Source organism: Ensifer adhaerens (assembly GCF_002940685.1).
Classification (GTDB): Bacteria; Pseudomonadota; Alphaproteobacteria; order Rhizobiales; family Rhizobiaceae; genus Ensifer; species Ensifer adhaerens_E.
Map to the genome: position 1 here is coordinate 1 of NZ_PNFP01000039.1, position 11,239 is coordinate 11,239.

At 59.8% G+C, this 11,239-nt stretch carries 10 protein-coding genes and 1 pseudogene; 7 read left to right on the plus strand and 4 right to left on the minus strand.

Going from position 1 to position 11,239, the window contains the following annotated elements; all coding sequences use genetic code 11:
* The 3 genes and pseudogenes from C1A35_RS35200 to ku (C1A35_RS35210) all read left to right on the plus strand — a co-directional run.
* Positions 1–215: pseudogene (locus tag C1A35_RS35200) on the plus strand (hypothetical protein); the annotation flags it as partial.
* Positions 216–391: 176 nt separating this feature from the next.
* Positions 392–1,285, plus strand: a complete 894-nt coding sequence (ku, locus tag C1A35_RS35205; protein ID WP_104668860.1) for a non-homologous end joining protein Ku — start codon at positions 392–394, stop codon at positions 1,283–1,285.
* 15 nt (positions 1,286–1,300) lie between these two features.
* On the plus strand, positions 1,301–2,113 hold the full coding sequence (ku, locus tag C1A35_RS35210) for a non-homologous end joining protein Ku (protein WP_104668861.1): 813 nt from the start codon (positions 1,301–1,303) through the stop codon (positions 2,111–2,113).
* Positions 2,114–2,167: 54 nt separating this feature from the next.
* Here the strand turns inward: ku (C1A35_RS35210) and C1A35_RS35215 are convergent, their stop codons facing one another.
* The 4 genes from C1A35_RS35215 to C1A35_RS35230 form a co-directional block, all read right to left on the minus strand.
* Positions 2,168–2,671, minus strand: a complete 504-nt coding sequence (locus C1A35_RS35215; protein ID WP_104668862.1) for a DUF4334 domain-containing protein — start codon at positions 2,669–2,671, stop codon at positions 2,168–2,170.
* Positions 2,664–3,566, minus strand: coding sequence for a hypothetical protein (locus tag C1A35_RS35220; RefSeq protein WP_104668868.1), 903 nt, complete (start codon positions 3,564–3,566; stop codon positions 2,664–2,666). The genes C1A35_RS35215 and C1A35_RS35220 overlap by 8 nt, the downstream gene beginning before the upstream one ends.
* Positions 3,567–3,574: 8 nt before the next feature.
* Complete coding sequence (gene ligD, locus C1A35_RS35225; protein WP_104668869.1) at positions 3,575–6,211, minus strand: DNA ligase D; 2,637 nt, start codon at positions 6,209–6,211, stop codon at positions 3,575–3,577.
* Between the two features lie 66 nt (positions 6,212–6,277).
* On the minus strand, positions 6,278–7,171 hold the full coding sequence (locus tag C1A35_RS35230; RefSeq protein WP_104668863.1) for an SDR family oxidoreductase: 894 nt from the start codon (positions 7,169–7,171) through the stop codon (positions 6,278–6,280).
* A 188-nt stretch (positions 7,172–7,359) separates the two neighbouring features.
* On the opposite strand from C1A35_RS35230, the gene C1A35_RS35235 reads away from it, so the two are divergent.
* The 4 genes from C1A35_RS35235 (at position 7,360) to C1A35_RS35250 (ending at position 10,905) form a co-directional block, all read left to right on the plus strand.
* Positions 7,360–7,605, plus strand: a complete 246-nt coding sequence (locus C1A35_RS35235; RefSeq protein ID WP_104668864.1) for a DUF982 domain-containing protein — start codon at positions 7,360–7,362, stop codon at positions 7,603–7,605.
* Between the two features lie 696 nt (positions 7,606–8,301).
* Positions 8,302–9,609 carry a hypothetical protein gene (locus C1A35_RS35240; RefSeq protein ID WP_104668865.1) on the plus strand — a complete coding sequence of 436 codons (1,308 nt, stop codon included), beginning with the start codon at positions 8,302–8,304 and terminating at the stop codon, positions 9,607–9,609.
* Entirely contained in the window at positions 9,596–10,375 is a 780-nt protein-coding gene (locus C1A35_RS35245; RefSeq protein WP_104668866.1) for an ATP-dependent Clp protease proteolytic subunit, read from the plus strand. Before C1A35_RS35240 ends, C1A35_RS35245 begins: the two co-directional genes overlap by 14 nt.
* 203 nt (positions 10,376–10,578) lie before the next feature.
* A complete protein-coding gene (locus C1A35_RS35250; RefSeq protein WP_104668867.1) occupies positions 10,579–10,905 on the plus strand; it encodes a hypothetical protein in 327 nt (108 codons plus the stop codon).
* Positions 10,906–11,239: the final 334 nt, after the last annotated feature.

Sequence of the window (11,239 nt, forward strand, 5' to 3'; positions counted from 1 at the left end):
GCGTGCGCCGCGGCGGCGCCGTCGTCACCGCCCGTGTCGATAACGCGCTCTACGCGGATGCGGAAGCCATTCTGCGCCGGGGCAGCTGGGTCGATCCGGTCCAGCGCCGCGCCTCTTACTCCGAGCAGGGCTGGACGCAATTTGACGAGGCGCGCGATCCCTACACGGCTGAGGAGATCGAGAAGGAGCGTTTGCGTCTCGAGAGCATGCGCTGAGCGATTGCTGAGCACCTGGATTTCGGCCCCGAGCGGGGCCGTTTCCTTGCAGGCGCGACAAAGCCGACTGATCCCAAAACCCGGATCAGCCAATGCTCATCCCGTTTGATCGTCCCTGATGTGGAACGATTACCTGCTGACCGTGTTGAACCATACGACTAGGTCAGGAGGTCGTCATGGTTTCCCCGAGAGCCAACTGGAAAGGCTACATCAAGTTCGGCGAGGTGACCTGCCCGGTTGCGCTTTATACGGCTGCATCTTCCTCGGAACGCGTCCGTTTTCATACGCTCAATCGAAAAACGGGCAATCGGGTAAAGCGCGAGTTCGTGGACAGTGAGACCGGAGATGTCGTCGAGGCGGACGACCAGGTCAAGGGCTACGAGGTCGAGGGTGGGCGCTACGTCGTGCTTGAACCCGAGGACGTTGCAGCTGCAGTCCCGGAGAGTGACAAGACCCTCAACATCGAAGCCTTTGTCCCCTGCGCGCAGATCGATATGACCTATCTCGACAAACCCTACTACCTGGCTCCGGACAAGATGGGCGGCGAGCCCTTTGTGCTGCTTCGCGACGGCATGGCAAAGGCAAAGGTTGCCGCGATCGCCAGGACAGTTCTCTTTCGCCGTATGCGCACGGTGCTTATCCGTCCCCACGGGAAAGGCCTGATCGCTGCGACCTTGAATTTCGACTATGAGGTCCGGTCCTCGATCGAGGCGTTCGAGGAGCTGCCCGACCTCAAGATCAAGGGGGAAATGCTCGAACTCGCTGAGCACATCATCCGTACCAAGAAAGGCAGCTTTGACGCCAGCTCTTTCGACGATCGCTACGAGGCAGCCGTCGCCGAACTGGTAAAGGCTAAGAGCGAGGGCCGCTCGCTTCCAAAGAAGGAGACGCCTTCCGCATCCAAACCGGGTGACTTGCTGAAGGCGCTTCGCGAAAGCGCTGATCTTTCCTCGGCAAAGCCGAAGTCCAAGCGCAAGGCAGCCAACGCAAACACCGGCGCCTCCAAGCGCAAGGCAACAAAGGCGTCCGCAACGGCCAAGCGGGCCGACCCGTCGCGTCGCGCGAGTTGAAGAGGAGACTGACCCATGGCCGTTCGCCCCTACTGGAAAGGCTATCTGAAACTCTCGCTCGTGACCTGCCCGGTTCAGATGATGCCTGCGACGACAGACAACGAGAAGATCCGGTTTCACACACTCAATCGCAAGACCGAGAACCGGGTCGTCAGCCAGTTCGTTGACGCAATAACCGGAAAGGACGTCAAGGAGGAAGACGAGGTCAAGGGATATCAGCGCGGTGAAGACGACTACGTCTTTCTCGAGGACGAGGAACTGGAGACCGTTGCACTCGACACGACCAAAACCATCGATATCTCGACCTTCACGCCGCGTGACAGCATCGAGTGGATCTGGCTGGAGACGCCATACTACCTCTCTCCCAATGAACCGGTTGGAGAGGAGGCCTTTTCGGTGATCCGCGATGCGATGGAGGCCCAGAAAATGGTCGGAATTTCGCGGCTGGTCATTTCGCGTCGCGAGCGCGCCGTCATGCTTGAACCCCGTGGCAAGGGCATCGTCGTTTGGACGTTGCGCTATGGCGATGAGGTTCGCGACGAAGATCTGTATCTGACATCGGCGAATGACGAAAAGGCCGATCCGGACATGATGCCACTCGTGCAGCGCCTGATCAAAAAGCTGACGAAGGACTGGAGCCCTCAAATGGTGGCCGATCCGGTTCAGGAGCGTTTGTCGGACATCATCGCCGCCAAGAAGAAAGCCTTGAAGAAGCCGGCAAAGTCACAGCGGAGATCCTCTGGCGCGCCATCGGAACCTAGCAATGTCATCAACATCATGGACGCTCTCAAGAAATCGGTCGCGTCCGAAAAGCGCGGGCGCAAATGACTGTATGAGTTTCGGCCCGCGTGCTGGCGACCAGCGGTAAGAACACCCGCCTTGTCAGATCATGCGCGTAAGCTCGAAGGCGTAGACCCTCTGGTCATTGCGTATGATCATTAATCCCATGATCCTGTTTTCATCGATCTTGCGAAAATGGTCGATGATGGGCTGATCGTCATAGACCATGGCCGCGCTGGCCGCGCCGTCGAAAGCCAGAGTTTTCAGGCAGGCAACAGGGCCCTTGGCTTGAAAGACGCGCTGGAGGTGCGAAAAAATCGATCGGGCAATCAGCGTGCGACCAAATCGATGACACCGAAGGGCCAGCCTAAGCGGCGCCCACTTTGGGTCGATCGCCCTCAGCCTTCCTGGTCCCGCACGAAAGAGCAAGGCATCTGCCCTCAGATCAGAACCAAAGCGTTTGCCGAACCAGCCGAGGTTTTCAAGCACGCCGTCGAACGGGTGCCCCGTCGCAATACACCTGCCGCGCCAGAGCCCGACCAGCTCGCGCGGAGTGATCGGCGGCAACCGCCGGAACCGCTCGAGTGCCGCTTGCCGACTATCCACCGGCGCTGCTCTTTTCGCTTCTGCGCTTGTCGGCGTTGAGTTTCGAGCGCGCCGCCCGACGGGCGACGCGCAATTCCTCAATCGTCGGAAACCACCAGCCCCGCTTGAGTTCGAGCGCTATGGGCGGCGCCTTCGCAGGCCAAGTCGCGATCAGTTCCTCGAGCGATCCCAGGCGCCACGTGGCCCAGATGTAAACCTCAGCGTCCATGGTTGGAAAATAGAAGGCGTTGATCGTCTGCCCATCCGCAAATTCGCCATCCGAGCCATTGAAGAAAACCACTCCCCAATGGGTCGAGATCGCGCTATCGAACGGCGGCAGGTCATCCACGGGGATGGGATACCGCTTGCGCCTTCTTTCGCTGGCGCGCGCCTTTGATGCTTTCTCCTCCCTCGTCCCTTTGATCGCCTCCATCCGCTGTTTCCTTGCCTCCGGCTCGCTATGTTTGGCTGCAGATTCTATCGCTCGCCAGCGTTGCCGAAGGTCAGAAAGGGCACGATAGGGGACCGTCCAAAGGCGGCGATCGGGGTCCCATCGCGCGAATGGTATCTCGCGGATGTCGTTGATGACGGACTTGGAATACGGCGTGCGGATCTCCAGAGCCAAAGGCCCGGCTTCAAGATATGGGCTTTCTATCGGCTCGAAAGCAAAAGCGTCCCGTCCCTTCTCGTCGGCAAAGTGGTCTTGCTCCGCCTCGATCTTTGCGAGCCAACGATTGATCCGCCGCTCAGCTGTCCGCCCCGGCACGAACCATGCCTTCAGCCGGTCACTCCAGCGCGCACGTGGAAAGGTCTCGCGAAATCGCTCGACGGTTACGCGATCATGCGGAAGGTCGGTCGATGCACCGATCGTCCCGTTCTCGGAATTTTTGCCCTTGGCATCGTCTTCGACGTTCATCATGGGGATCACGCGGCTGCCCGCGCCTTTGCAAGTCTCTTGATCGCCTGTTCCAGCGGCCGCTCGCTGTCGCCGTAATCTTCCCAGGCAGTGCTCTTTGCAATGAGCGCCGGCACCGTTCGCACAGTGAAACGCGTCGGGTCGAGGTCTGATTTCACCTGCGTCCAGTTCAACGGCATCGAAACCGTGGCGCCTGGTCTGGCGCGCGGCGACAATGGCGCGACGGCCGTCGCCATGCGATCGTTGCGCAGATAGTCGAGAAAGATACGTCCTTTCCGCAGGCTTTTCGACATCTTGATCAGGTAAAGGTCCGGACTGTCCATAGCCATCTGCTCGCAGACGTCGTGCGCGAAGGCTTTTGCCTCAGCCCAGGTGAGCGACTTGCGATTGCGAACAGAAAGCGGCGTCACGACGTGAAGCCCCTTGCCTCCCGTCGTCTTGCAGAAGCCCACAAGCCCGAGGTCATCGAGCCGGTCGCGCAATTCCCTTGCTGCCGAAACGACCGCGGAAAATGGCACATCAGGTCCGGGGTCAAGATCGAAGACCAGACGCCCGGGAACTTCGGGCTGGCCGGGCTCACAGTTCCAAGGATGAAGTTCGAGGCCGCCAATCTGCGCGACCGCGATCAATCCTTCAACGCGATCAATCTCAATGTACGGCTTCTTGTCACCAAAAACTTCAACAAGCTCGAGAAGATTTGAGGTGCCGGGCATGGCGTGGCGCTGGAAGAACGTCTCCCCTGCTATTCCGTCCGGGGCTCGGATGATCGAACAGGGCCTGCCTCTAACGTGAGGGATGAGCCAGGAGCCAACCGTCTCGTAGTATCGAGCAAGGTTCTCTTTGGTAACGGGATGGCCATCTGCAGCGTCGGGCCAAAGCGGTTTGTCCGGGCTCGAAATGAGGACGCCCAAGACTTCCGCCTTCTGCCCTTTCCGGGACCGAGCCGCCTTGGACGTCGGTTTCGGGCTGGGCGTCTGCGTGCTTTGAGGCGGAGCCGGTCTTTCTGCCTCGACTTCGCCAGCAGGCTTGTCTTCGCGAAGCCCCTTGAAGGCGGCCTGCCGCACAAGCCCGTCGGCCGTCCACCCGGCAAACTCGATTTCCGCAACCAAGTCCGGTTTCAGCCAGACCACTTCATTGTCGCCCTTCGGTGCGCCGATGCCCGTGAAATGAGATCGCGCGACTTCCCTTTCCTTCAGCTTGGGAAGCAGGTTCGAAACCTTGCTTGCCCCAAATCCTGTTCCAACACGACCGACATAGACGAAATGGTCTCCTCGGTAGACGCCGACGAGCAGAGACCGGAAGCGGCCGTTGGTCCTGGCGTATCCGCCGATCACCACCTCGTGGCCTGACCGGCATTTGGATTTGACCCAGGTCTCTCCCCGACCCGACTGATATGGTGCGCCCTTCTGCTTCGATACGATCCCCTCCAGGGAGAGCTTGCAGGCGGAGCGAAGCACAGCGTCTCCGCCTGTCTCGAAATGCTCGACAAAGCGGAGGCGAGGATTTTCGCCGTTTTCATCGAGCATTGCCTTGAGGCGTTGCTTGCGATCGACCAGTTGATCCGCTCGCAAGTCCTCATCGCCATCAAACACAAGGTCGAAGGCGAAATAGACGAGGTTGCCTGTCTTTGCTTCGGACAGTGCCGCCTGGAGGGCGGAGAAATCCGGTGCACCGTTCTCGTCGAGCGCGCAGATTTCGCCGTCGATGATGCAGTCCGGCAAGGCGGACGCAGCCTTGGCGATCTCTCGGTACTTGGCGGTCCAATCAAGCCCTTTTCGTGTTTTCAGCGTCGCCACGCCATCAGCCACGCGCAGCTGGATACGATACCCATCGAACTTGATTTCGTGCAGCCACTTGTCGCCGGTCGGCGGGCGCGCGACCGTCTGGCAGAGTTGCGGCGCGAAAAATTCGGGGAGGACGCCTGTCCCCGGCGTTTTGACCCGCGCGCGCGGTTTCATCTCACGCCCGGCTGCTGCCGATCCTTGGCTACTGTCCCAGACGGCGTCCGCCTCGACCGCGGCATTGGCCAACATGAAGGCGCTCGGTTTGCGCCCTTTGCCGTTGGCGATCTCCTCCATCTTTCGGCCGGAAGCGACGGAGGTTGCGTGCTCCTCCAGTACTTTTGCGCCGCTTTTCTTGACCGAAAAATCGTCGCGGTGCTTGATCAACAACCAGTTCGGCCGGTTACCGCCGTGGCGGTCGTTGCGCATTCGCACGAGCACGAAGCTGCCCTTCAGGCGCGTTCCCTCCAGCGAGAACTTGAAATCCCCTTTCTTCAACGCATCCTCGGGGCTCTTGTCCCCTTCGAAAGCCCAATGGCCTCGATCCCACAGCATGACCGTTCCGCCGCCGTATTGGCCTTTCGGGATCGTTCCTTCAAAGTCGCCATAATCCAGCGGGTGATCCTCGACCTCGATGGCGAGGCGCTTGTCGTGCGGATCGAGAGAGGGCCCCTTGGCAACCGCCCACGATTTAAAGACGCCGTCCAGTTCAAGCCTTAGATCGTAGTGCAGTCGGGTTGCATCGTGCTTCTGGATGACGAAGCGCCGCTGATTTGACGATGCGACCCGTCTTTCACCGCTCGGTTCGCGTGTTTGGCGGAAATCGCGCTTGTTCCTGTAGATGGACAATTTGTCTTTCGTCATCGGCATGAACTCGCAGCCTGTTTGGGACGGGCAGGCACCTGTATAACGCGCCGGCCGTTTTTCACATCAGTCGACGCCTTTTCCGCCGGTGGCGCCATAAACCTCGCCGTTGATGAAGCTTGCTTCCTGCGAAGCGAGAAAGACGAAGATCGGCGCGAGCTCGACGGGTTGACCGGGTCGGCCGAAGTCGCTGTCCTTACCGAAATTTTCGACCTTTTCGTCCGGCTGACCGCCGCTCGGCTGCAGGACCGTCCAGAAGGGGCCCGGAGCGACGACGTTGGCCCTCACACCTTTTTCGATCAGTTGCTTGGCGAGCGCCTTGGTATAGGCGACGATGCCGGCTTTGGTTGTGGCGTAGTCGAGCAGGATTGGTGACGGCTGGTACGCTTGAATGGAGGCGGTAGTGATGACCGAGGCGCCGGGCGGGAGATGGGGCTCGGCCGCCTGGGCGATCCAGTGAAGCGCGTAGAGATTGGTCTTCAACGTGGCATCGAAATCCTTGGACGTCACGAGCGACACGTCTTTTCGAAACTGTTGACGAGCGGCATTGATCACGAGGATATCTATTCCGCCGAACGCGGACAGAGTGCGAGCCACCAGCTCGCGACACCAGCTCTCGTCCTTTATGTCGCCAGGAAGCGCCAGGGCCTTTCGTCCCTCTCCCTCGACCAGCTCAACGACCTCTCTCGCATCCGGCTCCTCCTCGGGAAGATAGGAGATGGCGACATCAGCCCCCTCGCGCGCGAACGCTATCGCTGCGGCCCGCCCGATCCCTGAGTCTCCACCGGTGATCAGGGCCTTGCGTCCCTTCAGGCGACCTGCGCCTTTGTAGGACTGCTCGCCGTGATCGGGCTTCGGCTGCATCTTACCAACGATGCCTGGCATCGATTGCGGCTGTGGGTCGAATGGCGGTGCGGGATATTGTGTTCGGGGATCCTGCATGGTCAGGCGATCGGTCATCGTACAATCCTCACATGGCTACTACCTCATAAACTCGTCGATTGGATTGGGGTTCCGGCCGGGGTCGACCGGCTCGCAAGCGACAGTGCGCTGGTCCGCTGACCAGCTGGCGGCAACGGAAACCAAACCGCAACCTTCGGGAACGATCGGACCCTCCCCTCGTTATCTCAAGCACAGAGGAAGGGTCGATGTTAGAAACCTGGAACGAATGCGTCATCATCCAACTCCCTGCCCTTGACGGTGTTCAGATCGTTTGGACCCCAGCTCAAGCGGCGAATTTGCTCAGCGACTGCTGGCCTGTGGATCACGGTGTTGCATATACAGAAGCCCTCAACAAATGCACCGACGCCATGCTTGGCGTTTACCCTTGGGAAACCGCAAGAGAGGCGTTCATCAGGGCCATTTTGGAAAGCCAGGTCACAAAACTGCGATGAAATTGAACTGCTGAGGTGAGGCCATGTCTCGAGCGCATCGAAATATCAGCCGTACGATCCTTTTGGATACTGTTCTGGCGGCACTGGCGATCATAACCGTTGCTGCAATGGTTGCGCTGCATTAGCGCGAAACCGAAACCCGAAGGATGAGGACGAATGAGGCTGCTGGCTGTCTGTGTGGGAAAGCCTCAGGAGCGACCCGGCAAGAAGATGCCGACAGGCATCAACAAACAGCCCGTCATGCACGACGTTTGAGCGAAGCCCGAGGGACTTGAAGGCGATACCGTGTGTAACCGCAAATATCATGGCGGACCTGAGCAGGCGGTATGTGTGGAAGGGAACATCACCCGCCTTTCCTCTTGGCGCTGCCAAAGAGCGGCCGCCTTGCCTCCAAGCCGCCGTCGACGCAATGGTGCCGGCCCAGGCACAGATCGTGTTATTTTGGGGTGAAGAGTTCGTCGCTCTTTGTATGACGCCTATGCTCCGACGATTGGAGACAAGCGTCCGCGCGCGGGTGGAACCAGGGGGAAATCGCCGATGGTGACCCGCAACGTTGTGCGCGAGCTTAGCGAACCGGCCGAAGGGCTTCCACGCCAGACCCCACCTGGCGTTCGCCACCACCACGGAACCGGCCTTTATTCCGCCCGGTTCATGCGTCTCACTTAAGGAATACATTCCTCTTGCGGAGACTTGCCCATGGCGACCGGTGCATCCCAGCGTTTGCACGACGGGGTCGCTGCCGTCGAGACGATGACGCGGTTTGCGGTGGCGGTTCTGGCACTCGCCTCAGGCGTATACACCTACCTTGGCGTCCGCAGCATTCTGGATGGCTCGCCGACTGCGGTTTTCTTTGCAGCGATCATCTACTCGGCTTCCGTCTCCGTCGGCATCTACGCGTTCTGGTCCTATATGGCCAGGTTCTACCCGCATATCACCACCCATACGGGGCGCGCATCCATGCTCGGCGTCATGGCGCTCGGCGCGGCGATGATCATGGCCATGTCGAGCTGGCTGAATGCGGCGGCTCTGGCCGGTTCTGCAGCACTTGAACAGCATCTCGCAGAAACCGTCGAGGACTATACCGCCGACCTTGATCAGGCGCACCAGAACGCGCTGGCCGCCCAAAGCCTCCTGCCCGATATCCAGCGCGCATCCGAACGGTTTGCTCAGCTTGCTCTTTCAGAACAGCAATCAGGCGCTCTCACCGGCACGACAGGGTCAGGAAGCGTCGTGCAATTGTTGTCGCAGATGTCGGCGCAGATGAAGGATCTGGAAAGCGGGATCAACGCTTCGCGCGAGCAGGTGACGACCTTGTTCAATCAAGGGCAAAAGCGGCTGGAGACCATGCGCACGCTGGTCTCGGCGCCTGGCGCGATCGAGCCGCGCGCCGATCAGTTCTCCTCGGAAGTCGTTGCGCTCACAGGTGTTGTCGCGTCCCTCGGGCAGACGTCGATTGCCCCTTCGATCCGGCGCGCGGCCGACGACCTTTCGCTTGGCTTCATAGCGCCCGTCGCCGACGGTGGTGACGCAGACCTTGTAAATCGTCAGGACAGGGTCATGGCAACCGTGCGGGCGTCCGTGGCGGCCCAGTCGAAGGTGCTTTCTGAGGCTGCCGACGAGATCCTTGCGCGCACGCCGGTGACGGAACGCCGGTTCGTGCCGCTCTCATCTGCCGAAGCGGTGCTGCGCTATGCCGCCGACTTTATCCCGGCCTGGGCCGGCGCCATCTCCATCGATCTTTTGCCTGGCATCTTGGTCTTCATTCTCGCCGTCGTACATGGCGCAATCCGCAAACAGGAGGAGCGAATGCCGTTTGCTGAGCGCATTACGGCAGCCGAGCTACTGCAGGCGTTGGAAGTCCAGCGCGCCTTGACGAAAAACGGGATCGACCTCGAAGAAGCCGGTGCGGAATTGGAACCGGAGAAACGACCAGAGGAGCAAAACAACATCACCAGTCTCGATCCACGAACGCGACCCAAGGATCGATCTAATGAAGATCGATGAAACGATCGGCCGCCTGAAGCGCTTGGACGACGGCGCCTTGATGCGTGCCATGTTCTTGTCGTTGTTGTCGTTGACGGTGATTTTTCTGATTGTCGATGTTCATGAGATCGCTACGAAGAGCCAGCTGTCAATCGCCGCCCCATCTCGCGCGCCGCCCTTCCTGCCACCCGCGGGAACAACGGTGGATCCAAACAGGCCAACGGCAACCCCGGCAAGCCCGATCGAAGACCTGACGAAGGCCATGACGTTCAATCTTGGCCCGGGCGGCTCCATGCTTGCCGAAGGTACGATCGACTTAGGGGCAGCTTTGCGGTTTGCTCGAGAGATCGAACAACGCGGCGAATACGTCAGAACCGTTGAACTCAATTCACCGGGCGGCTCGGTCGACGACGCTCTGGCGATCTCCAAACTCATCCGAGAAAAGCGGCTGAATACGAAGGTGGCGTCGAGAGCGCTTTGCGCGTCCTCCTGCCCCGTTATCCTTTCGGGCGGTATCGAGCGATTTGCGGAAACGGATGCGGTGGTTGGCGTGCACCAGCTATTCAGTGGCACCGATGACCGACCGACAGCAGAGGAAGCAATGGCATCGGCCCAATCCGCCACTGCCCGGGTCGCGCGCCATCTCGACGCAATGGGAATTGCTGCCGGACTTTGGTTCCACGCCTTGGAAACGCCATCGGATCATCTTTACTATTTGACGGCGCAAGAGATGGCCGAATTTCGGCTCACGACAAAAGCCCTGGCGAGCGCCAAGAAAAACAAGTGAGCCCACGCAAACGGTCCGAGAGTGCTTCGTTCGGGCAAGGATCCGGCGCCAACGATGGGCGCTTCGTTCGAACCTTCCGCGGCCCAAACACAAACCCTTCCTGTATCGATAAATTCGGCACGCTCGATGCGGTTCGATGCCGTGATCGTGGAACAACGGTCCATCCTTCTCGGTTGAAGTGAACCAGAGGAGGCACAAGCGCCATGACGGATCAGACACACGATGATAGCGCCGATGAAGCACCACAGTTTACCGACGTGACAGGTGACGATCACGCGACGGCGGAAAGCGCTAAGGTCCAAAGCTACCGACTTACTCGAGATGCGCAATTAGAGGCATTGCGGACGGACGTGATGCGGCTTCGCGCGGAACTGGCCGCCATCGCGGCCGGGAGTTCAAGGCTGGCGGCGTTGGAAGCACATGTCGCCATCGAGACCGTGGAAAACAAGATCCGACGCCACGTCATTCCGGCTGTCGTTGCAGCCGGATTAGTGGGGTACCTTTGGACCGCGTTCGTGCAGCCCCGCTGAGCCCACCGCGGGTCGGGCCGTACGCCAACGCGGCTTCCATTTCGCGTGTCAATCGTTAGCAGAAAAGCGAGGGGAGTGTTGCCGATGGCCTCAAGCTCCACCGATCGTCAATTCGCCCTCAGCCTATTTGCGATCGCCGTGATCGCACTAGGGTCGAAACCCAATCAAGCAATTGATCGAATTGCTACTGCATGGTTCACTGCCCTGGCTAACGGGAGTTTTGGACCATGGCAGGAGAATTCTGGCTTGATGACCAACAGTGGGCGATGATCGCTCCCTTGCTTCCAACAAACCAGCCCGGCGCTCATCGAACCGACGACCGCCGGGTTATCAG

Excerpts from the sequence above, each read along its gene's own strand:
- ku (WP_104668860.1), top strand. The coding sequence starts at position 392 with ATGGTTTCCCCGAGAGCCAACTGGAAAGGCTACATCAAGTTCGGCGAG.
- ku (WP_104668861.1), top strand. The coding sequence starts at position 1,301 with ATGGCCGTTCGCCCCTACTGGAAAGGCTATCTGAAACTCTCGCTCGTG.
- C1A35_RS35220 (WP_104668868.1), bottom strand. The coding sequence starts at position 3,566 with ATGAACGTCGAAGACGATGCCAAGGGCAAAAATTCCGAGAACGGGACG.
- ligD (WP_104668869.1), bottom strand. The coding sequence starts at position 6,211 with ATGACGAAAGACAAATTGTCCATCTACAGGAACAAGCGCGATTTCCGC.
- C1A35_RS35230 (WP_104668863.1), bottom strand. The coding sequence starts at position 7,171 with ATGACCGATCGCCTGACCATGCAGGATCCCCGAACACAATATCCCGCA.
- C1A35_RS35235 (WP_104668864.1), top strand. The coding sequence starts at position 7,360 with ATGTTAGAAACCTGGAACGAATGCGTCATCATCCAACTCCCTGCCCTT.
- C1A35_RS35240 (WP_104668865.1), top strand. The coding sequence starts at position 8,302 with ATGGCGACCGGTGCATCCCAGCGTTTGCACGACGGGGTCGCTGCCGTC.
- C1A35_RS35245 (WP_104668866.1), top strand. The coding sequence starts at position 9,596 with ATGAAGATCGATGAAACGATCGGCCGCCTGAAGCGCTTGGACGACGGC.
- C1A35_RS35250 (WP_104668867.1), top strand. The coding sequence starts at position 10,579 with ATGACGGATCAGACACACGATGATAGCGCCGATGAAGCACCACAGTTT.